Origin of the sequence: Mumia sp. (genome assembly GCF_028803055.1) — a bacterium.
Taxonomy (GTDB): Bacteria; Actinomycetota; Actinomycetes; order Propionibacteriales; family Nocardioidaceae; genus Mumia.
Genome location: NZ_JARBCJ010000334.1, coordinates 1 through 1,661 on the forward strand (window position 1 = coordinate 1; position 1,661 = coordinate 1,661).

1 protein-coding gene and 1 pseudogene are annotated in these 1,661 nt (G+C 74.8%); both read left to right on the forward strand.

Features of this window, described 5'->3' with window-relative positions; genetic code table 11:
• Positions 1 to 373: pseudogene (locus PV363_RS17735) on the forward strand (methionyl-tRNA formyltransferase); the annotation flags it as partial.
• On the forward strand, positions 366 to 1,661 hold a 1,296-nt coding region (locus tag PV363_RS17740; protein ID WP_301023084.1), incomplete at its 3' end, for a transcription antitermination factor NusB. The pseudogene PV363_RS17735 and the gene PV363_RS17740, both read left to right, overlap by 8 nt.

A 1,661-nucleotide genomic window follows, 5' to 3' on the forward strand; every position in this document is an offset into this window, starting at 1 on the left:
CCTCGGTGACATCGAGGCGCGCCCCCAGCCGGAGGACGGGCTGTCGTACGCGCCGAAGCTCACCACCGAGGACGCGAGGGTTGACTGGTCCGCGCCCGCCCTCGGGGTCGACCGGCGGATCCGCGGCTGCACTCCCGCCCCGGGCGCGTGGACGACCTACGCCGACGAGCGCCTCAAGGTCGGGCCGGTCACGGTGCTCGACAGCGCCGAGCTGAAGCCGGGCGCGCTCGGTGTCTCGAAGACGGAGGTCCGGGTCGGCACCGGCACCACCGACGTGGTGCTCGGCGACGTCCAGCCGCACGGCAAGAAGGCGATGCCGGCCGCGGACTGGGCGCGAGGCGCCCGTCTCGAGTCGGGGACCCGTCTTGGCTGAGCGCCGCGACCGTCCGCAGACGCGCCAGCGCGTCGACCCCACCCGTCGGGTCGCGTGGGAGGTGCTGCGCGCGGTCGAGGAGCAGGACGCCTACGTCAACCTCCTGCTGCCCGGCCTCCTGCGCGAGAACGCCATCACGGGACGGGACGCGGCCTTCACCACCGAGCTGACCCACGGCACGATCCGGCGGTCCCGCACCTATGACGCGGTGCTCGACCGGCTCGCTCCCAAGGGGATCGACGCCCCGGTGCGTGACGTCCTGCGGCTGGGGGTCCACCAGCTCCTCGCCATGCGGGTGCCGAGCCACGCGGCGGTCTCGACCAGCGTCGACCTGACCCGCGCCGTGATCGGGCACCGGCCCGCCTCGTTCGTCAACGCGGTGCTGCGCAAGGTCGCCGCCGCTGACCTGGACACGTGGGTGTCGCGCGTCGCCCCGCCGTACGACGACGACCCGGTCGGCCACCTGGCGGTCGTCCACGCACACCCGCGATGGGTGGTCGAGGCGTTCCGCGATGCGCTCGGCGACGCCGCGCCGGAGGAGCTCGCGGCGCTGCTGGCGGCTGACAACGCACCTCCGCGGGTCACGCTGGTGGCTCGCCCGGGACTCGCCGAGCCCGAGGACCTCGAGGGCCTCGAGGGCGAGGCGGGGGAGTGGTCGCCGTACGCGTTCCGGCTCGCCGGCGGTGACCCGGGCGCCGTGCCGGCCGTGCGCGAGGGTCGGATCGGCGTCCAGGACGAGGGGTCGCAGCTGGTCGCGATCGCCGCCGCGTCGTTCGCCGTCGACGGGGCCGACGAGCACTGGCTCGACCTCTGCGCCGGCCCCGGCGGCAAGGCGGCCCTGCTCGGCGCCATCGCCGGCGGACGTGACGCGCACGTGCTCGCCAACGAGGTCACGCCGCACCGTGCGGAGCTCGTCCGATCGGCCGTGCGGCTGCTCGACAACGTCGATGTGTCGGTCGAGGACGGACGCACGCTGGAGACCGGCACCGCATACGACCGTGTGGTCGTGGACGCGCCCTGCACCGGTCTCGGGGCGCTGCGGCGGCGGCCCGAGGCGCGGTGGCGCCGGCAGCAGTCGGACCTCGACGACCTGACGGTGCTCCAGCGAGACCTGCTGAACCATGCGGTGGACCTTGCGCGACCTGGCGGGGTGGTGACCTACGCGACCTGCTCGCCGCACCGGCGCGAGACCCGCGAGGTCGTGGAGGCCGTGCTCGCCGCACGTGACGACGTCGAGCTCGTCGACGCGACCAGCGTGCTCGCCGGTGTGCCCCACCTCGAGCGCTCG